This is a genomic window from Saccharothrix hoggarensis (genome assembly GCF_042678885.1).
In the GTDB taxonomy this organism is placed as follows: Bacteria; Actinomycetota; Actinomycetes; order Mycobacteriales; family Pseudonocardiaceae; genus Actinosynnema; species Actinosynnema hoggarensis.
Genome location: NZ_JBHTLK010000019.1, coordinates 33,119 through 52,207, shown reverse-complemented (window position 1 = coordinate 52,207; position 19,089 = coordinate 33,119). Strand labels below are relative to the sequence as shown.

At 72.8% G+C, this 19,089-nt stretch carries 17 protein-coding genes and 1 pseudogene; 13 read left to right on the top strand and 5 right to left on the bottom strand.

Annotated elements, in window-relative coordinates; genetic code table 11:
• On the bottom strand, nucleotides 1–450 hold a 450-nt coding region (locus tag ACFQ3T_RS06645), incomplete at its 3' end, for a hypothetical protein (protein WP_380721139.1).
• Nucleotides 447–1,097: a nicotinamide riboside transporter PnuC gene (gene pnuC, locus ACFQ3T_RS06640; protein WP_380721136.1), complete on the bottom strand. Its 651-nt coding sequence runs from the start codon at nucleotides 1,095–1,097 to the stop codon at nucleotides 447–449. The genes ACFQ3T_RS06645 and pnuC, both read right to left, overlap by 4 nt.
• A 46-nt stretch (nucleotides 1,098–1,143) precedes the next feature.
• Here pnuC and ACFQ3T_RS06635 point away from each other — a divergent pair, with 46 nt between their 5' ends.
• The 9 genes and pseudogenes from ACFQ3T_RS06635 (at nucleotide 1,144) to ACFQ3T_RS06595 (ending at nucleotide 12,290) form a co-directional block, all read left to right on the top strand.
• Entirely contained in the window at nucleotides 1,144–3,069 is a 1,926-nt protein-coding gene (locus ACFQ3T_RS06635; protein WP_380721133.1) for an intein-containing Rv2578c family radical SAM protein, read from the top strand.
• A 67-nt stretch (nucleotides 3,070–3,136) separates the two neighbouring features.
• The gene (locus ACFQ3T_RS06630; protein WP_380721130.1) at nucleotides 3,137–3,538 is read left to right on the top strand and encodes a nuclear transport factor 2 family protein; all 402 of its coding nucleotides are present in this window, start codon (nucleotides 3,137–3,139) and stop codon (nucleotides 3,536–3,538) included.
• 72 nt (nucleotides 3,539–3,610) lie between these two features.
• Entirely contained in the window at nucleotides 3,611–4,210 is a 600-nt protein-coding gene (locus ACFQ3T_RS06625; protein ID WP_380721127.1) for a TetR/AcrR family transcriptional regulator, read from the top strand.
• Nucleotides 4,207–4,956 carry a TIGR03084 family metal-binding protein gene (locus ACFQ3T_RS06620; RefSeq protein ID WP_380721124.1) on the top strand — a complete coding sequence of 250 codons (750 nt, stop codon included), beginning with the start codon at nucleotides 4,207–4,209 and terminating at the stop codon, nucleotides 4,954–4,956. The genes ACFQ3T_RS06625 and ACFQ3T_RS06620 overlap by 4 nt, the downstream gene beginning before the upstream one ends.
• A gap of 56 nt (nucleotides 4,957–5,012) precedes the next feature.
• A pseudogene (locus ACFQ3T_RS06615) lies at nucleotides 5,013–6,511 on the top strand (acyclic terpene utilization AtuA family protein).
• Nucleotides 6,508–7,659: an acyl-CoA dehydrogenase family protein gene (locus ACFQ3T_RS06610; protein WP_380721121.1), complete on the top strand. Its 1,152-nt coding sequence runs from the start codon at nucleotides 6,508–6,510 to the stop codon at nucleotides 7,657–7,659. Before ACFQ3T_RS06615 ends, ACFQ3T_RS06610 begins: the two are co-directional and overlap by 4 nt.
• The gene (locus ACFQ3T_RS06605) at nucleotides 7,656–9,251 is read left to right on the top strand and encodes an acyl-CoA carboxylase subunit beta (protein ID WP_380721118.1); all 1,596 of its coding nucleotides are present in this window, start codon (nucleotides 7,656–7,658) and stop codon (nucleotides 9,249–9,251) included. Before ACFQ3T_RS06610 ends, ACFQ3T_RS06605 begins: the two co-directional genes overlap by 4 nt.
• Nucleotides 9,252–9,258: 7 nt before the next feature.
• A complete protein-coding gene (locus ACFQ3T_RS06600; protein ID WP_380721115.1) occupies nucleotides 9,259–11,130 on the top strand; it encodes an acetyl/propionyl/methylcrotonyl-CoA carboxylase subunit alpha in 1,872 nt (623 codons plus the stop codon).
• 2 nt (nucleotides 11,131–11,132) lie between these two features.
• On the top strand, nucleotides 11,133–12,290 hold the full coding sequence (locus ACFQ3T_RS06595; protein WP_380721148.1) for an acyl-CoA dehydrogenase family protein: 1,158 nt from the start codon (nucleotides 11,133–11,135) through the stop codon (nucleotides 12,288–12,290).
• Nucleotide 12,291: 1 nt separating this feature from the next.
• On the opposite strand, the gene ACFQ3T_RS06590 is transcribed toward ACFQ3T_RS06595, so the two are convergent.
• Entirely contained in the window at nucleotides 12,292–13,254 is a 963-nt protein-coding gene (locus ACFQ3T_RS06590; RefSeq protein WP_380721113.1) for a hypothetical protein, read from the bottom strand.
• 339 nt (nucleotides 13,255–13,593) lie between these two features.
• Between ACFQ3T_RS06590 and ACFQ3T_RS06585 the strand changes: the two genes are divergently transcribed.
• From ACFQ3T_RS06585 to ACFQ3T_RS06575, 3 genes are all read left to right on the top strand, one after another.
• Nucleotides 13,594–13,926, top strand: coding sequence for a hypothetical protein (locus ACFQ3T_RS06585; RefSeq protein ID WP_380721112.1), 333 nt, complete (start codon nucleotides 13,594–13,596; stop codon nucleotides 13,924–13,926).
• Nucleotides 13,927–14,001: 75 nt separating this feature from the next.
• Entirely contained in the window at nucleotides 14,002–15,141 is a 1,140-nt protein-coding gene (locus ACFQ3T_RS06580) for a S8 family peptidase (RefSeq protein WP_380721109.1), read from the top strand.
• A 136-nt stretch (nucleotides 15,142–15,277) separates the two neighbouring features.
• The gene (locus tag ACFQ3T_RS06575) at nucleotides 15,278–16,399 is read left to right on the top strand and encodes a S8 family peptidase (RefSeq protein ID WP_380721106.1); all 1,122 of its coding nucleotides are present in this window, start codon (nucleotides 15,278–15,280) and stop codon (nucleotides 16,397–16,399) included.
• Nucleotide 16,400: 1 nt separating this feature from the next.
• Here the strand turns inward: ACFQ3T_RS06575 and ACFQ3T_RS06570 are convergent, their stop codons facing one another.
• The gene (locus tag ACFQ3T_RS06570; RefSeq protein WP_380721104.1) at nucleotides 16,401–16,865 is read right to left on the bottom strand and encodes a GNAT family N-acetyltransferase; all 465 of its coding nucleotides are present in this window, start codon (nucleotides 16,863–16,865) and stop codon (nucleotides 16,401–16,403) included.
• A gap of 235 nt (nucleotides 16,866–17,100) precedes the next feature.
• On the opposite strand from ACFQ3T_RS06570, the gene ACFQ3T_RS06565 reads away from it, so the two are divergent.
• Nucleotides 17,101–18,288, top strand: coding sequence for a S8 family peptidase (locus tag ACFQ3T_RS06565; RefSeq protein WP_380721101.1), 1,188 nt, complete (start codon nucleotides 17,101–17,103; stop codon nucleotides 18,286–18,288).
• Nucleotides 18,289–18,341: 53 nt separating this feature from the next.
• Here the strand turns inward: ACFQ3T_RS06565 and ACFQ3T_RS06560 are convergent, their stop codons facing one another.
• Nucleotides 18,342–19,019 carry a peptidylprolyl isomerase gene (locus tag ACFQ3T_RS06560; protein ID WP_380721098.1) on the bottom strand — a complete coding sequence of 226 codons (678 nt, stop codon included), beginning with the start codon at nucleotides 19,017–19,019 and terminating at the stop codon, nucleotides 18,342–18,344.
• Nucleotides 19,020–19,089 lie beyond the last annotated feature (70 nt).

Here is a 19,089-nt window from a genome sequence, read left to right as displayed (position 1 = left end):
GGCGCGGACCGCGGTGCCGGACACGGGGTGCGCGGCCCGGTCGAGGTCGACCAGGACGTGCCGGGCGCCGAGCCGCTTGGCCATCTCGTCGCCGTACGCCTCGCTGGAGAACACCGCGTCGACCGCCGCCGCCGACGGGTCGCCGTCGCGGATGGCCCGCCGCGCGAGCACCGCCCGCGCCACGCCCATGTGCAGCTCCCACACGGCGTCGCTGTGGAAGTCCATCTCGTGGTCGTCCACGTCGCCGAGCACGGCGAGGCCGGGCGTGCCCGCGTGCTCGGCGCGCAGCCACGCCACCCGGTCGGCCACCGGGATGGACTCCGCGCTCGACGCCAGCACGGTCACGGTGGTCCGCCTGCTGCGCGCGGCGGCGGTGCGGATCAGGTGGTGGTGGCCGGCGTGCGGCGGGTAGAACTTGCCGAGCACCAGCGCGTGGTCGAAGTCCGTCACGCGGCGACCAGCTCGTCGCGCTCGTCCTGGCGCAGCGCCTTGGTCCAGTTGCGCAGCCCGAGCACGCACAGGGCCATGAAGCCGACGTAGAGGATCGCGGTCAGCCACAGGTCCTTGTAGGCGTACAACGGAACGTAGATCACGTCCGCGGCGATCCACAGCCACCAGCACTCGACCTTCTTGCGCGTCTGGCCCCACGTGGCCAGCAGCGAGACGACGGTGGTCACGGAGTCCGCCCAGGGCACCGTCGAGTTGCTGAACGAGGTGAGCACCCACACCAGGAGCAGCGTCCCCGCCACACCCGCCGCGAGCAGCCACAGCCACTGCGCGCGGGACGTCCGGGTGACGGGCAGGGGTGTCCGCTCGACCCCGCCGCGCAGCCAGGCCCACCAGCCGTACAACGCCAGCGCCACGTAGACGACCTGGAGCCCCGAGTCCGCGTACAGGCCGCTCGTCGCGAACAGGACCAGGAACGCGAGGTTGTTCAGGATGCCGATAGGCCAGTTCCACGGGTTCTGCCTGGCCACGAGCCAGACGCACAGCGCGCCGGTGATGAACCCGGCGACCTCGCCCCAGCTCGTGGAGACGCCGGCGAAGGTCACCGCGGGGGTGTTGAAGGGCCACAGGATGACGTCCAGTGCTGACACGGGCACTCCGTTTGACCGTAGTTCGAACACGTGTTCGAATGTGGACATGCGATGGGACGGGCAGAAGGATGGGGCTGACCGGCAGCAGGCTCTGCCGGGGTTGCCGGGACTGGTGCGCAGCGTACGAACCCCCGACTTCGCCGACGTCGTGTTCCACGAGGTGAACGCCAAGTCCGTGCTCAACCGGGTCCAGGGCGCCGGGTCCGGCAAGGGCGGCGGCCTGCCGTTCTCGTGGACGGTCAACCCGTACCGGGGCTGCACGCACGGCTGCACGTACTGCCTGACCGGCGACACGCCCGTCCTGCTGGCGGACGGCCGCACCAAGCCGATCGCCGACCTGTCCGTCGGCGAGGAGGTGTTCGGCACGTCCGAGGGCCGGTTCGTGGTGACGCGCGTGCGCGCGCACTGGAAGACCACCAAGCCCGCGTACCGGCTCACGCTGAGCGACGGCACGCGCGTCGTGGCGGGCGGCGACCACCGGTTCCTCACCGACGAGGGCTGGAAGCACGTCACGCCCGGCCGGTGCGAGGACTTCGAGGAGCGGCCGTACCTGGTGAAGGGCGCGCTGCTGGTCGGGACGGGCCGGTTCGCCACGCCGCCCGCGCACTCCGACGAGTACCGCGAGGGCTACCTGTGGGGTGTGGTGCGCGGCGGCCTGCCCCACCACCCCGACGTGCTGGCGCGGGTGCGCGAGTTCGCCGGCGGCCGGGTGCCGCGGGAGAACGAGCTGGTCGAGTGGCCGACGACGCCGGGGGAGGAGTGGTCGAAGGGGTTCCTGGCGGGCCTGTTCGACGCGCGCGGCAGCTCCACGGGCGGCGAGCTCGTGATGTCCAGCGCGGACAGCGCGGTGTTCGAGGCGGCGGTGCTGGCGCTGGCGCGGCTGCGCGTGTCGCACGTCGTCGAGGTGCGCGGCGTGCGGGTCGTCGGCGGCCTGGCCGAACGGCTGCGGTTCCTGCACCTGGTGGGCCCGGCGATCCCGCGCGGCAACGCGGTGGAGGGCGCGGAGGTGCCCGTGACGTCCCGCCTGGCCGTGGTGGCGGTGGAGTCGCTGGGCGTGACGCGGACGTTGTACGACATCACCACGGGCACCGGCGACTTCGTGGCGAACGGGCTGGTCAGCCACAACTGCTTCGCCCGCAACACGCACACGTACCTCGACCTCGACGCGGGGCGCGACTTCGACACCCAGGTCGTGGTGAAGGTCAACGCGGTCGACGTGCTGCGGGCGCAGCTGCGGTCGCCCCGGTGGCGGCGCGAGCACGTGGCGATGGGCACGAACACCGACCCGTACCAGCGGGCCGAGGGCCGGTACGCGCTGATGCCGGGCATCATCCGGGCGCTCGCGGACTCCGGCACGCCGTTCTCCATCCTGACGAAGGGGACCGTGCTGGCGCGGGACCTCCCGTTGCTCGCCGAGGCGGCGTCGTCGGTGCCGGTGGGGATCGGGGTGTCGCTGGCGTTGCTGGACCGGGAGCTGCAGTCGGGGCTGGAGCCGGGCACGCCCAGCCCGCAGGCCCGGCTGGAGCTGGTGCGCCGCATCCGTGACGCCGGGTTGCCGTGCGGTGTGTTCGTCGCGCCCGTGCTGCCGTGGCTGACGGACTCGGAGGAGCAGTTGGACGAGCTGCTGGCGTCCATCGCGGCGACGGGCGCCACCGGCGTCACCGTGCTGCCGCTGCACCTGCGGCCGGGCGCGCGCGAGTGGTTCGCCCGGTGGCTGGTGCGGGAGCGGCCGGACCTGGCCGGCCGGTACCGCGAGCTGTACGCGCGGGGGTCCTACGTGGACGCCAGGTACCGCCGTCGGCTGGCGGACCGCATCACGCCCCTGCTGGTCCGCCACGGCCTGGAACCGCGCGGCAAGCGCGAGGCGGTCGGCGTCCCGGGCGACGACGAGGGCCTGTGGCCGGACGGCAGCCTGCCCGCTGCTGCCACCCCGTCCGCGCCCGTGGACCAAGGACAACTGACCCTTCTCTGACCAGCTCTCCCGGGCCGGGACCGGTCGCGCGCACGGCTACCGTACGGCGTACGGTACAATGTACGACATGAGTGCTGTGCCGGGTAGTGGAGCGGGGTTCGTGCCGACCGACGACGACGTGGCGGGCGTGCTCGCGTGGTTCGAGCAGTGGGACGCCTTGGCCGTCGCCAAGGACGTCGAGGCGATGGCCGACATGGCGTTGTTCCCCGTCAACGCGGTGACCGACGGGTCGGCGCAGTCGTGGGACCGCGAACGGTTCCTCTACGACATGGCGGCGTCCCTGGGGGAGGGCGACGTGCGGATGGAGTCGGTCCGCACGCCGGTCTTCGTCACCGCGGACCTGGTGTTCGTGATCACCGACGCGACCATCACCGCCGGGGAGTTCTCGCAGGTCGTGCGGTACGGCGACCTGCTGGTGAAGAAGGACGGCCGGTGGCTGTTCCAGACGATGGTCCAAGGCGGGTGGTGACCGGCCGCCGGCGGGTCCGGGCAACTAACAATCAGTCTTGACTGTTTGTTAGTTGCCCGGAACACTCGCCGCATGGCCACCGAGACGAGGCCGCGGGAAGTGCGGCGGCAGGCGGACCGCAGCCGCGAGACCCGCCGCAAGCTCATGGAGTCGACCGTGGAGTGCCTGGTCGAGCGGGGCTGGGCGGGCACGACGACCACCGTCGTCGCCGAGCGCGCGGGCGTGTCCCGCGGCGCCCAGCTGCACCACTTCCGCACCCGCGGCGAGCTGGTCGCCGCCGCGGTGGAGCACCTGGGCGCGGAGAGCGTCCTGCACCTCAAGGAGCGCGCGCGGGAGGTCAACGGCAGCACGGTCGCGGTGGTCGAGCTGATCGCCGACTTCTACGCCAGCGACCTGTTCACCGCCGCCCTCGAACTGTGGGTCGCCGCCCGCACCGACCCCGACCTCAAGACCGTGGTGGTGCCGCTGGAGGCCCGCCTGGGTCGCGAGACGCACCGCCTGGCCGTGGAGCTGCTGAACGCCGACGAGACCAAGCCGGGCGTCCGCGAAGCCGTGCAGATCACCCTCGACCTGGTGCGCGGCCTGGCCCTGGCCAACCAGCTCACCGACGACGGCAAGCGGCGCAAGCGGATCATCCGGCACTGGGCGCGAACGCTGGAGGATGCGCTGTGATCAACGAGATCCTGATCGACCTGCACACCGAGAGCGAGGTGCTGGACGCCCTCGTCGCCCCGCTGGACGACTGGTCGGTCCCCACCCCCGCGCCGGGCTGGACGATCGCCCACCAGATCAGCCACCTGCACTGGACCGACCGGATCGCCGGGCTCGCCGCGCGCGACCCCGAGGCGTTCGCCGAGGAGCTGGAGCGGGCCACGCCGGACATGGTGGACGAGGGCGCGCGCGAGCCGGTCACGCTGGAGCAGTGGCGGGCGGGCCGCAACGAGTTGGCCGACGCGCTGCGCGCCGTGCCGGAGGGGCGGAAGGTGCCGTGGTTCGGCCCGCCGATGAGCCCCGCGTCGATGGCCACCGCCCGGTTGATGGAGACCTGGGCGCACGGCCAGGACGTGGCCGACGCGCTCGGCGTCACCCGTGAGCCGACCAACCGGCTGAAGCACGTCGCGCACATCGCGGTCCGCGCGTTCGGCTACGCGTTCATGGTCAACGGCCTTCCCGTGCCCGAGGTCCCGGTCCGGGTGGAGCTGCTCGGGCCGGAGGGCGACCTGTGGACGTGGGGCCCGGCGGACGCCGAGGACCGGATCACCGGCCCCGCGCTGGACTTCTGCCTGCTGGCCACGCGCCGCAGGCACCGCGACGACCTCGCCGTCACGGCCGTCGGCGACCACGCCGAGGCGTGGCTGCCCATCGCGCAGGCGTTCGCGGGTCCGCCCGGCCCCGGTCGGGAGAAGGGTCAGCCGTGATCCGGATCGGCAACGCCTCCGGCTTCTACGGCGACCGGTTCTCCGCCGTCCGGGAGATGCTGACGGGCGGCGACCTCGACGTGCTGACCGGCGACTACCTGGCCGAGCTGACCATGCTCATCCTCGGCCGCGACCGGGTGAGGGACGCGAGCCTCGGCTACGCCCGCACGTTCCTGCGGCAGCTGGAGGAGAACCTGGCCGACGCGCTGGCGCGGGGCGTCAAGATCGTCTCCAACGCGGGCGGGCTGAACCCGGAGGGCCTGGCGGAGGCGATCGACGGGCTCGGGCTCGGCGCGAAGGTCGCCCACGTGACCGGGGACGACCTGCGCGACCGGTTCCCGGAGGCGTTGACCGCCAACGCCTACCTGGGCGCGTGGGGCATCGCCGAGTGCCTGAACGCGGGGGCGGACGTCGTCGTCACCGGCCGCGTCACGGACGCGTCGCTGGTCGTCGGACCCGCCGCGGCGCACCACGGCTGGGGCCGCGAGGACTGGGACGCGCTGGCGGGCGCGACGGTCGCGGGGCACGTGCTGGAGTGCGGCACGCAGGCCACCGGCGGCAACTACTCGTTCTTCACGTCGATCGACGCGACCCGACCCGGTTTCCCGATCGCCGAGGTCGAGGCGGACGGGTCGTCGCTGATCACCAAGCACGACGGCACGGGCGGCGCGGTCACCGTGGACACCGTCACCGCCCAGCTGCTCTACGAGATCGGCGCCCCGGCCTACCTAGGCCCGGACGTGGTGAGCCACTTCGACACGATCCGGCTCGACCCGCACGACCGGGGCGTCCGGATCTCCGGGGTGAAGGGCTCGCCGCCGCCGGACACGCTCAAGGTCTGCCTCAACACCCTGGGCGGTTTCCGGAACTCCACCACGTTCGTGCTCACCGGCCTGGACGTGGAGGCGAAGGCGAACCTGGTCCGCCACCAGCTCGAACAGGCCCTTGGCGGTGACGACCTGACGTGGGTGTTGGCGCGCACCGACCACGTCGACGCGGACACCGAGGAGACCGCGAGCGCGCTGCTGCACGTGACGATCAAGACGGCGGACCCCAAGCGGGCCAAGGCGTTCTCGCGCGCGGGCATCGAGCTGGCGCTCGGGTCGTACCCCGGCTTCCACGTCACCGCGCCGCCCGGCGACGGCACGCCGTTCGGCGTCTACCGGGCCGCGTCCGTGCCGCGGGCGTCGGTGCGGCACCAGGCCGTGCTGCCGGACGGGAAGGTGGTCGAGGTATGAGGGTTCCCCTGGGCACGATCGCCGGCGCGCGTTCCGGCGACAAGGGTGGTGACGCCAACCTCGGCGTGTGGGTGCGCACGGACGCGCAGTACGAGTGGCTGCGCGCGGAACTCACCGTCGAGCGGCTGAAGGAGCTGCTGCCGGAGGCGGGTGACGTCGAGCGCCACGAGCTGCCGAACCTCAAGGCGCTGAACTTCGTGCTGCACGGCCTGCTCGGCGACGGCGTGGCGTCGTCCACCCGGTTCGACCCGCAGGCCAAGGCGCTGGGCGAGTGGCTGCGCGCCCGCCACGTGGACCTCCCGGAGGCGCTGCTGTGACCACGTCGGAGCTGTTCGAGACGCCCGAGCGCCGCGACCTCCGCGCCACCGTGCGGACGTTCACCGAGCGGGAGGTCGTGCCGCACCTGGCCGACTGGGAACGGACCGGGGAGCTGCCGCGCGAGCTGCACCGCGCGGCCGCGCGGGTCGGCCTGCTGGGCATCGGGTTCCCGGAGCACGTCGGCGGCGCGGGCGACCTGCTCGACACCGTCGTGGTCACCGAGGAGCTGATCCAGGCCGGCGGGTCGTCCGGGCTGGTCGCGGGCCTGCTCACGCACGGCATCGCGGTGCCGCACATCGTGGACGCGGGCGACCCGCGCCTGATCGACCGGTTCGTGCGGCCGACGCTGGACGGTGAGCTGATCGGGTCGCTCGCCATCACCGAACCTGGTGGCGGCTCGGACGTGGCGGCGTTGCGCACCACCGCCCGGCGCGACGGCGACCGCTACGTGGTGAACGGTGCGAAGGCGTTCATCACCTCGGGTGACCGGGCGGACTTCGTCACGACGGCCGTGCGCACCGGCGGTCCCGGCTACGGCGGCGTGAGCCTGCTCGTCGTGGAGAAGGGCACGCCCGGCTTCACCGTGGACCGCAGGCTGGACAAGATGGGCTGGCACTGCTCGGACACCGCCGATCTGTCCTTCGTGGACGCGCGGGTGCCGGTGGCGAACCTGGTCGGCGAGGAGAACGGCGGGTTCGCGCTCGTCATGCGCCAGTTCCAGGTGGAGCGGATCTCGCTGGCCGTGCAGGCGTACGCGACGGCGCAGCGCGCGCTCGACCTCACCGTCGCGTACACGCGGCAGCGGGAGACGTTCGGCAAGCCGCTCATCGCCCGCCAGGTCGTCAGCCACAAGCTGGTGGAGATGGCGCAGCGCGTCGACCTCGCCCGCACGTACACCCGCGAGGTCGCGGTCAGGGCGTCGCGCGGGCAGGAAGTCGTGGCGCAGGTGTGCTTCGCGAAGAACGCGGCCGTCGAGGCTTGCTCGTTCGTCGTGGACGCCGCGGTGCAGCTGCACGGCGGCGCGGGCTACCTGCGCGGCGCCGAGGTCGAGCGGCACTACCGGGACGCGCGCATCCTCGGCATCGGGGGCGGCGCGACCGAGGTGATGACCGAACTGGCCGCGAGGCGATTGGGGTACACGGCATGACGACGTTGCGGACCGCGCTGGACAGCCGGTCGCCCGAGTACGCCGAGAACCGCGAGGCGTTGCTGGCCCGGCTCGCCGAGCTGGACGCCGAGCACGCCAAGGCGCTCGCGGGCGGCGGCCCCAAGTACACCGAGCGGCACCACGAGCGCGGCAAGCTCCTGGCACGGGAGCGGATCGAGCTGCTGGTCGACCAGGACAGCCCGTTCCTCGAACTGTCGCCGCTGGCCGCGTGGGGCACGGACTACCCGGTCGGCGCGAGCGTCGTCACGGGCATCGGCGTGGTCGAGGGCGTCGAGTGCGTGATCGTCGCCAACGACCCGACCGTGCGCGGCGGCGCGAGCAACCCGTGGACGCTGCGCAAGACGTTCCGGGCCAACGACATCGCGGCGCAGAACCGGCTGCCGCTGATCGGCCTGGTCGAGTCCGGCGGCGCGGACCTGCCGAGCCAGAGCGAGATCTTCATCCCCGGCGGCCGGGCGTTCCGCGACCTGACCAGGCTGTCCGCGGCCGGTGTCCCGACCGTCAGCACGGTGTTCGGCAACGCCACCGCGGGCGGCGCGTACGTGCCGGGCATGTCCGACTACGTGATCATGATCAAGGACCGCTCGAAGGTGTTCCTCGGCGGCCCGCCGCTGGTCAGGATGGCCACCGGCGAGGAGTCCGACGACGAGTCGCTGGGCGGCGCCCGGATGCACGGCACGACGTCCGGTCTGGCCGACTTCGTCGCCGAGGACGAGGTGGACGCGATCCGGCTGACCCGCCGCGTGGTCGCCCGGCTCAACCGGCGCAAGCTCGGCCCCGCGCCGAAGCCGGTGGAGCCGCCCCGGTACGACGAGGAGGACCTCCTCGGGCTCGTGCCGACGGACCCGCGCGTGCCGTTCGACCCGCGCGAGGTGATCGCCCGGATCGTGGACGGCTCCCGGTTCGACGAGTTCAAGCCCGACTACGGGAACAGCCTGGTCACCGGGTGGGCGGACCTGCACGGCTACCCGATCGGCGTGCTGGCCAACGCCCGCGGCGTGCTGTTCAGCGAGGAAGCGCAGAAGGCCACCCAGTTCATCCAGCTCGCCAACGCGAGCGACACCCCGTTGCTGTTCCTCCAGAACACCACCGGGTACATGGTCGGCGCGCGGTACGAGCAGGGCGGCATCATCAAGCACGGCGCGATGATGATCAACGCGGTGTCGAACAGCACGGTGCCGCACCTGACCGTGGTGATGGGCGCGTCCTACGGCGCGGGCAACTACGGCATGTGCGGCCGGGCCTACGACCCCAGGTTCCTGTTCACCTGGCCGAACGCCAAGTCCGCCGTCATGGGGCCGAAGCAGCTCGCGGGCGTGCTGTCGATCGTCGCGCGGCAGGCCGCCGCCGCGAAGGGGCAGGACTACGACGAGGAGCACGACGCGGCCATGCGGCAGATGGTCGAGGGGCAGATCGAGCAGCAGTCCGTGGCCGCGTTCCTGTCCGGCCGGCTCTACGACGACGGCGTCATCGACCCCCGCGACACCCGCACGGTGCTCGGGCTCTGCCTGTCCGCCATCCACAGCGGACCGATCAAGGGCGCCGACGGCTACGGCGTCTTCCGGATGTGAGGACGCCATGATCCGCAAGCTGTTGGTCGCCAACCGCGGCGAGATCGCCCGCCGGGTGATCCGGACGTGCCGCGAGGTCGGCGTCTCGCCCGTGGCCGTGTTCTCCGACCCCGACGAGCACGCGCCGCACGTCCGCGAGGCCGACGCCGCCGTGCGCCTGCCCGGCGCGGCGCCCCACGAGACCTACCTGCGCGGCGACGCCCTGGTGGCCGCCGCGCTCGCCGCCGGCGCGGACGCCGTGCACCCCGGCTACGGGTTCCTGTCCGAGAACGCGTCCTTCGCGCGCGCGGTGCTGGCGGCCGGGCTCACGTGGGTCGGCCCGGACCCGGACGTCATCGACGCGATGGCCTCCAAGGTGGCGGCGAAGAAGAGGATGGCGGCGGCGGGCGTGCCCGTGCTGCCGGAGCTGGACCCCGAGTCGGCGGACGAGTTCCCGTTGCTGGTCAAGGCGTCCGCAGGCGGTGGCGGGCGCGGCATGCGGGTGGTGCGGTCCGCCGCGGAGCTGGCCGACCAGGTCGCCGCCGCCCGCCGGGAGGCCGAGTCCGCGTTCGGCGACGGCACGGTGTTCTGCGAGCCGCTGCTGGAGCACGCCCGGCACGTCGAGGTCCAGGTGCTGGCCGACGCGCACGGCACGGTGTGGGCGCTGGGCGAGCGGGAGTGCTCCATCCAGCGCCGGCACCAGAAGATCATCGAGGAGACGCCGAGCCCGGCCGTGACGCCGCAGGCGCGGGAACGGCTGTTCACCGCGGCCACCAGAGCCGCCGAGGCGATCGGGTACGTCGGCGCGGGCACGGTGGAGTTCCTGTACACCGACGACGGCTCCTTCCACTTCCTGGAGGTCAACACCCGGCTCCAGGTCGAGCACCCGGTCACCGAGGAGGTGTTCGGCCTCGACCTCGTCGCCTGGCAGCTGGCCGTCGCCGAGGGCGCGCGGCTGCCGGCCGACCCGCCGGTCCCGCACGGCCACGCCGTCGAGGCCCGGCTCTACGCCGAGGACCCGGCGCGGGACTGGCGGCCGTCGAGCGGCACCGTGCACCGGTTCGCCGTGCCCGGCGGGGTGCGCGTCGACAGCGGCGTGGAGGACGGCAGCGAGGTCGGCGTGCACTACGACCCGATGCTGGCCAAGGTGATCGCGTGGGCGCCGACCCGGCACGCGGCGGTCCGCAAGCTGGCCGCCGCGCTGGACCGGGCCGAGCTGCACGGCCTCGTCACCAACCGGGACCTCCTGGTGCGCACGCTGCGGCACCCGGAGTTCGAGGCGGGCAACACCCACACCGGGTTCCTCGACCAGCACGGCCTCACCACGCCGGAACCGGTGGACGTGCGGCCCGCCGCGCTGGCCGCCGCCCTCGCGCTGGCCGAACGGCGGCGCACGGCGCTGCCGCTGGGGTGGCGGAACGTCCCGTCGCAGCCGCAGCGGGCGGCGTTCGAGCACGGCGACGACGTGGTCGAGGTCGACTACCGGCACACCCGGTCCGGCGTGGAGACGAGCCTCGACCTGACCGTCGTGGCGGCCTCGCCGGACGCGGTGACGGTGGAGCGGGACGGGGTGCGCACGACGTTCCCGGTCGCGGTGCACGGGGACCGGGTGGAGGTGGGCGCGGTGTCGCTCAGGCTCCGGCCGCGGTTCCCCGAGCCGGAGGCCGGGGTCGCCGAGGGCGCGACCGTCGCGCCGATGCCCGGCACCGTCGTCCGGGTGGCGGTCGCACCGGGGCAGGTGGTCGCGCCGGGCGCGGAGCTGCTCGTGCTGGAAGCCATGAAGATGGAGCACCGCGTGCTGGCCGCCACCGGCGGCACCGTCGCCGCGGTGCTCGTGCGGGCAGGTCAACAGGTCGATGCGGGCGACGTGCTCGCGGTGGTTGGGGAGGCCCGGTCGTGACGATCAACTTCACCGAGGGCGAGGAGCGGCGGGCGTTGCGCGAGGCCGTCGCCGCCCTCGCCCGCAAGTACGGCCACGAGTACTTCACCGCCAAGGCGCGCGCGGGGGAGAAGACCGACGAGCTGTGGGCCGAGGCGGGCAGGCTCGGCTACCTCGGCGTGGCCGTGCCCGAGGAGTACGGCGGCGGTGGCGGCGGCATCGGCGACCTGGCCGCCGTGTGCGAGGAGCTGGCCGCCGGCGGCTGCCCGCTGCTGCTGACCGTGGTCTCGCCCGCCATCTGCGCGACCGTGATCGCCCGGTTCGGCACGGACGCGCAGAAGCGGCGGTGGCTGCCGGGGTTCGCCGACGGCACCACCAAGATGGGGTTCGCCATCACCGAGCCGGACGCGGGCTCCAACTCGCACAAGCTCACCACCGCCATCCGCCGCGACGGCGACGAGTGGGTCCTCAACGGCGGCAAGTACTACATCTCCGGCGTGGACGAGGTCGAGGCCGTCCTGGTGGTGGCCCGGCACGTCGACGCGACCGGGCAGCGGCTCCTGCCGTCGCTGATGATCGTGCCCACGGACGCGCCCGGCTTCACCTACCGGCACATCCCGATGGAGGTGGTGTCGCCGGAGAAGCAGTTCACCTGCTTCTTCGACGACGTGCGCCTGCCGTCGGACGCGCTGGTCGGCACGGAGGACGGCGGCCTGGCCCAGCTGTTCGCCGGCCTCAACCCGGAGCGGATCATGGCGGCGTCGTTCGCCACCGGCATGGCCCGCCGCGCACTCGACCAGGCGAGCGAGTACGCCCGCACCAGGACCGTCTGGGACACGCCGATCGGCGCGCACCAGGGCATCGCGCACCCGTTGGCGCAGTGCGCGATCCAGGTCGAGCTGGCGAGGCTGATGACCCAGAAGGCCGCGGCTCTCTACGACGCTGGGGAGGACCGGGCTGCTGGAGAGGCGGCCAACATGGCCAAGTACGCGGCGGGGGAGGCGGTGGCGGCGGCGGTGGACCAGGCCATCCAGGTGCACGGCGGCAACGGGCTGTCGTCCGAGTACGGTCTCGGCGCCCTGCTGGCCGCGTCCCGGTTGTCCCGCATCGCGCCGGTCAGCCGGGAAATGATCCTGAACTTCGTGGCGCAGCACACGCTGGGGTTGCCGCGCTCCTATTGAGTCAGGTCCATTCCCAGCGCAAGCCGACCACGCCGGGACCGAAGTCGAGTGCGACCGCGTACGCGTAGCCCCAGGTGTCCACCGGGGTCTCGCGCACGTCGGTGGGTTCTCCACCGGTCAAACCGGTCGTGAATTGTTCACAACGTGCGGGTCGACACCGTGAGTCGTACCGGACCTCCAGGACGTACTCGCGAACGGGGTGTCGGAAGCGCCGCGAGTGCGTGTTGTCGAACGTCGGGTGGTGCGGGGCGACGTGGATCAGCTCGTACTCGATCGCGGTCCGCTCGCCTCGGCGCAGCGGGCGGTCGAGCAGCAGTTCGGCGACCATCAGACCGTTGCGCGGGTCGGCGGAAACCCGCCCCAGTCTGCACGACCGCAACGTGCCGATGACCGGCAGCGGGTCGCCGGGCAGCCGGGTGTCGTAGCCCAGGAGCACCCGGTCCACGCCCGCGCGCTCGGCGCGCAGCACCTGCCGCGACCGCACCCGGCGGGTGCTGCCGTCCATCGCCAGCTCCACCTGGTCGCGCAGGCTGAGCCGGGTGAGGTCCTGGTCGGTGCTGGTGTCGACGTCGGCCAGCAGCTCGGCGATCGTCGCGTAGTCGTTCTCGCCGACCCAGCCCTCCGGGCCGGACACGCGGGAGCGGGGCCGGGCCTTGCCGCGGGGGCGCGGCGGCCCGAGCAGGCTGCTCAGCCCGCCCTCGCCGACGTCCAGGATCTCCTCGAGGTGCCTGACGGCGGTGAGCGAGTCCGGCCGCTCGGGCCGCCTCCGGCCGGACTGCCAGTAGCTCAGCGCGGCGATGCTGACCGCCACCCCGCGCGCCCGCAGCTTGTGCTGGACGCGTTCGAGGCTGAGCCCTTTCGCCCTGATCGCCGCACGCAATGCTTCCGCGAAGGGGTCGGCCCCCGCGTCGATCCGTCGGGGATCGCGTAGCCGCGAATCCGGTCCGACGACTGGCGTGGTCATCTTCGCTCCGTTCTTCCGAGGACAAGGCGAGCGACGTTATCGTGGGAAATCGCCGGCGCGGTACAGCCGATCGGGTTTCCCGCTGTGAATTTGACCGAATCGGACGGCGCAATCGCGTTGCCGGGTGGAAAGTTTGAAATCTCATTAACAGCGGCGGTGTGAAGGGTCGGCGGGGTCGATTGCCGCACCGGACTGGGACGTCTGGTCCCTTCCGGGTACGCGAAGCAGCCCATAACCTCGGACGTGGGGTGACGCGGACCACACCCCACGCGGTCGCGCGTGTTCGCCCAACTGTGAACGGGATGCGCTCGGTGGTCCCCGCCGGAGAACGGAACGCCTATGCGCAAAGTCACGTTGACCGGGCGAGCGGACGTCCTGCCGATCGGATATGCCCTGGTAGGGGCGATCCCGCCGGTCGGTGACGGCATGATCGGCGACCGCGGCCGGCCTAACGAGACGCGCAACGGATACGCGCACTCGCTGAAGGACTTCTCCGCGGTGGCGTCGAACGCGCGCACTTCTTGTTTCGACGACACGTTCGACCGTATTTTCTCCACAGCGTTGAATCGCTTCTCAATCACGTTGTCGTCGCACGCCGCCGGGCGACCGGTCGCGACCGGCGCCGCCGGCGCCCACCGAACCGGCCCGCGTCGTCGGGCTCCCGCCGGCTGACCGGAGTTCGGCACACTGGCAGCCCCGGCGCGTGATCCGCGCCGAGGTCTCCCCCCACCCCGCGAAGGAAGCCGCATGCGCAAGCTCTTACCGGGTCTCGCCGTAGCCGCCCTGACCGTCACCCTGCTCGCCACGCCCGCCCACGCCGAAGGCGTCGTCCTGCACGCCGGCTCACCCACCGCGGTGCCCGGCAGTTACCTCGTCAAGCTCAAGGACACGACCACCGCCTCCGCCGTCACCACCACCGTCGCCACCCGGTTCGACGCGGCGGTGACGCGCAGGTTCCCCGCGTTCGGCGGTTTCGCCGCGACGCTCACCCCGAAGCAGGCCCGCCGGCTCGCCGCCGACCCGGCCGTCGAGTACGTCGAGCAGGACCAGGTGGTGCACGCCAACGCCACCCAGACCGGCGCGCCGTGGGGCCTCGACCGGATCGACCAGCGCGCCCTGCCGCTGAGCACCACCTACGGCTACACCACCGTCGGCTCGGGCGTCACCGCGTACGTCATCGACACGGGCATCAGGGTCACGCACGCGGAGTTCGGCGGGCGCGCCGTCCACGGCTACGACGCCGTCGACAACGACGCCGTCGCCCAGGACGACAACGGGCACGGCACGCACGTCGCGGGAATCATCGCGGGCCGCACGCACGGCGTCGCCAAGGGCGTGCGCGCGGTCGCCGTGCGGGTGCTCAACGGCCAGGGCAGCGGCACCATCGCCGGTGTCGTCGCGGGCGTGGACTGGGTGACCCGGAACGCGGCCCGCCCCGCCGTGGCCAACTTCAGCCTCGGCGGCTCGGCGTCGGCCGCGCTGGACGACGCGGTGCGCCGGCTGGTCGCCTCCGGCGTCACCGCGTCCGTCACGGCGGGCGGCAGCGGCGGCAGCGTCGCGAACGTCTCGCCCGCCCGGGTCGTGGAGGCGCTGACGTCCGGCGCCACCACCCAGGCCGACGCGAGGGCGTCGTTCTCCAACTACGGCGCCGGCGTGGACCTGTACGCGCCCGGCGTCGGCATCACGTCGGCGTGGCACACGGGCGACACCGCCACCAACACCCTCAGCGGCACGTCGATGGCGACCGGGTTCGTCACCGGCGTCGCCGCCCGGTTGCTCCAGTCGAACCGCGCGGCCACCCCGGCCGAGGTGCACGCCGAGATCGTGCGCGAGGCCACGCCCCTGCCGTGGGGCGGTCGGCTCCTGCACTGGTCGCCCGCCAGGTAGCCCGCCGCGGGCCCCGGCGACGAACACCCCGCGACGGAACACCCCGCGACGGAACACCCCGCGAAGGCCCGCTCGCGAAGGACTTCCCGCGAAGGACCCTCCACGCAAGGCCCCTTCCCTGCAAAGGACCCCTGCCATGCGCAAGCTGTTGACCGGCCTGGGCGTCGCCGCCCTCGCCGCCGCCACCCTGACCACCCCCGCCCACGCCGAAGGCGCCGTGCTGCACGCGGGATCGGCCACCGCCGTCCCCGGCAGCTACGTCGTCAAGCTGAAGGACCCCGCGGCGTCCGCCGTCGCGGCCCCGTTCGACGGACAGGTCACCCGCACGTACCCCGCGTTCGGCGGCTTCGCCGCGACGCTCACGCCCCGGCAGGCCCGCCGGCTCGCCGCCGACCCGGCCATCGAGTACGTCGAGCAGGACCAGACCGTGCGCGCCCACACCACCCAGCTCAACCCGCCGTGGGGACTCGACCGGATCGACCAGCGAGCCCTGCCCGTGGACGGCAGGTACACCTACACGTCCACCGGTGCGCGCACCAGGGCGTACGTGATCGACACGGGCGTCCGGTCCACGCACGGCGAGATCACCGGTCGTTCCTGCGCCGGGCACGACGTGATCGACAACGACAGCGTCCCGCAGGACGACAACGGCCACGGCACCGCCATCGCGTCCCTCATCGCGGGCCGCGTGAACGGTGTCGCCAAGGAAGCCCTGGTGTGCGGCGTGCGGGTGCTCAACGGCGCCGGCAGCGGCACGACCTCGGGCGTCATCGCGGGCATCGACTGGGTGGCCCGCAACCACGTCAAGCCCGCCTCGGCCAACCTCAGCCTGGGCGGCGGTCCGTCCACCGCGATCGACGACGCGGTGCGCCGGCTGATCGCCGCGGGCGTCACCGCGTCCGTGACCGCCGGCGGCAGCAACGCCAACGCCGCCAACTTCTCCCCGGCGCGGGTGCCGGAGGCCATCACGTCCGGCGCGTCCACCCGCACCGACACCAGGGCCTCGTTCTCCAACTACGGCGCCGTGGTCGACGTGTACGCGCTGGGCGTCGGCATCACCGTCGCGTGGCACAGCGGCGACACCGCGACGAACACGATCAGCGGCACGTCGCTGTCGACGGCGTACGTCACCGGGGTGACCTTGCGGTACCTCCAGCTCAACCCCTCGGCGACGCCCGCGCAGGTGCACGCGGCGGTCGTCGCCGAGTCGACGCCGCTGTCGTGGGGCCGGCTGCTGCACTGGCCGCCGACCCGGTGACCTACCCGTTCGCCGTGCCGGTGAGGTGAGCGGTCGGGGCGAGCTCGTGGCGCATCACGAGCTCGCCGCCGTCCACCTCGCCGGTGTCGGCGAACCCGAACGCCGCGTACAGGCCGCGGGCCACCGCGTTGCCCGGCACGACGCTCAGCACCAGCTCGGTGCGCCCCTCGGCGCGCGCGACGTCGGCGATCGCGGCCAGGCCCTTGCGCCCCAGCCCGCGGCCCTGCGCCCGGCGGTCGATCATGAACCGGACGATGTGCAGCTCCCGCGGCCGGTCGCGCTCCAGGAGCGTGAACCCGACCAGGTCCGTTCCGCTGTACAGCGCAAGCGGCTCCAACTTCGGGCGGTGGATCCAGGCGTCCGCGATGGACTTGAGGTTCGTCGCGACGAACGTCCGCTGCTCTTCGTGGACCTCGAGGCCGATGACGGCCCGGTAGTTGTCCTCGGTGACCGGTTCCAAACGCATGAGCGGACGGTAGCGCCAGGGTCACGCCGGCGCGCCCGGATTTTGGGAACCCGCAGGTCAGGTCGATTGTTGACGGAGGGGGCATAACTGGCAAATGTTCACACTTCCGAGTTAACCCCGACGATGCCTACGTTGTGACCGTCAGCGAGGGCAAGGTGGCCCAACGTCACCCCCGAGCCCTGCAAGCTCCTCGGGGTGCGGTTGGGGTCACCGTTTCGGAAGAACGGAAGTCCGCATGCGACAGTCACGACAGGTCCGGTTCCTGGCCGGCGTCGGGGCGACGGCGCTCGCCGTCACCGCGACCTCCCTGTTGGCCGCCCCGGCCCAGGCCGCCGAGGGCGAGATCCGCGCCGCCGACGCCGCGCACAAGGTCCAGAACCACTTCATCGTCAAGCTGAAGGACGGCTCGGCCACGTCCGCGGAGAGCCTCGCCGGCCAGTACGGCGGCAAGGTCGACACCGTGTTCCGCAGCGCGCTCAACGGCTTCGCCGTGACGCTGCCCGAGGCGGCGGCCAAGCGGCTCGCGGCCAACCCGGCCGTCGAGTACGTCGAGCAGGACCAGGTCTTCCACACCCAGGCGACGCAGACCAACCCGCCGTCGTGGGGCCTCAACCGCATCGACCAGCGCAACCTGCCGCTGGACACGTCCTACAGCTACACCTCCACCGGCTCGGGCGTGAACGTCTACGTCATCGACACCGGCGTGCGGATCAGCCACAGCACGTTCGGCGGCCGCGCCCGCAACGGCTACGACGCCGTCGAGAACGACAGCGTCGCCCAGGACGGCAACGGCCACGGCACGCACGTCGCCGGCACCATCGCGGGCAGCCAGTACGGCGTCGCCAAGGGCGCGACCGTCTACGGCGTCCGCGTGCTGAACAACGCCGGCAGCGGCACCACCGCCGACGTCGTCGAGGGCATCGACTGGGTGACCAGCAACCACGTCAAGCCGGCCGTGGCCAACATGAGCCTCGGCGGCGGCGCGTCCACCACGATCGACGCGGCCGTGCGCCGCTCGGTCGCGGCGGGCGTCACCTACGCCCTCGCGGCGGGCAACAGCAACGCCAACGCGGCCAACTACTCGCCGGCCCGCGTGACCGAGGCGATCACCGTCGGCGCGACCACCAGCACCGACGCGCGTGCCAGCTACTCGAACTACGGCACCGTGCTCGACATCTTCGCGCCGGGCTCGTCGATCACCTCGGCGTGGCACACCGGTGACACCGCCACCAACACCATCAGCGGCACCTCGATGGCGACCCCGCACGTCGCCGGCGCGGCGGCCCGCTACCTGCAGGCCAACCGCGCGGCGACCCCGGCCCAGGTGGCGAGCTACCTGGTCGGCCAGTCGACGCTGAGCAAGGTGACCAACCCGGGCACCGGTTCCCCGAACCGCCTGCTCTACCTGGCGCCCACCGCCTGACGTCACGCACGTGAGCACCGGGGCCGTCCCTTCGGGGGCGGCCCCGGTCGCGTTCAGGCGGGCTCCACCGCCAGGAAGACCAGCGACGTGGCCGGCTCGCCGTCACCCTCGGTGTACCCGGTGCCGGGGATGACGCCGCCCGCGGCGACCGCGTCGACGACGTCCATGCCGACCGTGACCCGGCCGATCACCGGGAAGTCGGCGCTGATCAGCGGGCTGTCCCGGTAGACGATGAAGAACTGGCTGCCGTTGGTGCCCGGTCCCGCGTTGGCCATCGCGACCACACCGCGCGTGTAGCCGCCGGTCTTCGCGGTCGGGTCGTCGAACGTGTACCCGGGAGTGCCGACCTCGTTGTCGTCCGTGTCGCCGCACTGGAGCACCCAGATGCCCTCCACCGTGAGCCGGTGGCACGACGTGGACCGGTACGACCCGTTCCCGACCAGGTGGCGGACGCTGTTCACCGAGCACGGCGCGCTCGCGGCGTCCAGCTCCACGTCGACCCGGCCCCGGTTGGTGTCGATGCGGACGGTGTGGGTGCCGCCGGCGGGCGCCAGGCCGTCCTCGGGAGGGTTCCGCCGGTACCGCGGCTCGCCGGTGACCAGCGGGTACTCGCAGCCGACCGTCGGCACGGGCGCGGGCGGCGCCGAACCCGCCACCGGCCGGCCGGGGACCACCGTCGTGCACGCGGTCGTCAACAGGATCAGGGCGCTCACGAGCAGGCGTCTGGCCACGTCAGGATCGTAGAGCGCGCCGAGCGGCCTCCGGGGCCGTTCGAGCCGGGGCCTCCGCGCGGACCCGGCA

What these genes read in the sequence shown, in the direction of transcription:
- ACFQ3T_RS06605 (WP_380721118.1), top strand. Translation starts at nt 7,656, where the DNA reads ATGACGACGTTGCGGACCGCGCTGGACAGCCGGTCGCCCGAGTACGCC.
- ACFQ3T_RS06630 (WP_380721130.1), top strand. Translation starts at nt 3,137, where the DNA reads ATGAGTGCTGTGCCGGGTAGTGGAGCGGGGTTCGTGCCGACCGACGAC.
- ACFQ3T_RS06580 (WP_380721109.1), top strand. Translation starts at nt 14,002, where the DNA reads ATGCGCAAGCTCTTACCGGGTCTCGCCGTAGCCGCCCTGACCGTCACC.
- ACFQ3T_RS06590 (WP_380721113.1), bottom strand. Translation starts at nt 13,254, where the DNA reads ATGACCACGCCAGTCGTCGGACCGGATTCGCGGCTACGCGATCCCCGA.
- ACFQ3T_RS06635 (WP_380721133.1), top strand. Translation starts at nt 1,144, where the DNA reads ATGCGATGGGACGGGCAGAAGGATGGGGCTGACCGGCAGCAGGCTCTG.
- ACFQ3T_RS06570 (WP_380721104.1), bottom strand. Translation starts at nt 16,865, where the DNA reads ATGCGTTTGGAACCGGTCACCGAGGACAACTACCGGGCCGTCATCGGC.
- ACFQ3T_RS06565 (WP_380721101.1), top strand. Translation starts at nt 17,101, where the DNA reads ATGCGACAGTCACGACAGGTCCGGTTCCTGGCCGGCGTCGGGGCGACG.
- ACFQ3T_RS06575 (WP_380721106.1), top strand. Translation starts at nt 15,278, where the DNA reads ATGCGCAAGCTGTTGACCGGCCTGGGCGTCGCCGCCCTCGCCGCCGCC.
- ACFQ3T_RS06600 (WP_380721115.1), top strand. Translation starts at nt 9,259, where the DNA reads ATGATCCGCAAGCTGTTGGTCGCCAACCGCGGCGAGATCGCCCGCCGG.
- ACFQ3T_RS06625 (WP_380721127.1), top strand. Translation starts at nt 3,611, where the DNA reads ATGGCCACCGAGACGAGGCCGCGGGAAGTGCGGCGGCAGGCGGACCGC.
- ACFQ3T_RS06585 (WP_380721112.1), top strand. Translation starts at nt 13,594, where the DNA reads ATGCGCAAAGTCACGTTGACCGGGCGAGCGGACGTCCTGCCGATCGGA.